The sequence below is a fragment of the Haloferax profundi genome, assembly GCF_001469865.1.
Taxonomy (GTDB): Archaea; Halobacteriota; Halobacteria; order Halobacteriales; family Haloferacaceae; genus Haloferax; species Haloferax profundi.
Genome location: NZ_LOPV01000523.1, coordinates 1 through 258, shown reverse-complemented (window position 1 = coordinate 258; position 258 = coordinate 1). Strand labels below are relative to the sequence as shown.

Below are 258 nucleotides of genomic sequence, written 5' to 3'. Positions count from 1 at the left end.
GACATTCGCACGTCTCCAAATTTCGTGACCACAATGGGTGGTCGCGATTCCCTTGGAGATTCTGTTACAGTCTAGAAGTACTGGTGGTCGTTTTGAAGCCGGTCGAAGACATCGACACCCATCTGGTTCAATAGGTCGATCATATCGATGAAAACCCAATTCTCCGCCAATAAGTCATCTTCACGCCGCCAGAAGTCCATCACGCGCATCGTGACTGTTTCTCCAGTTGCTGGGAGCCCCAACCATCCGTCCCCACTG

The 258-nt window shown here is 51.6% G+C and carries 1 protein-coding gene; it reads right to left on the bottom strand.

The window, feature by feature from the left end; all coding sequences use genetic code 11:
* Window positions 1-71 precede the first annotated feature (71 nt).
* Window positions 72-258 (bottom strand): ester cyclase (locus AUR66_RS16250; protein WP_197409834.1); only part of this gene is annotated, 187 nt, incomplete at its 5' end.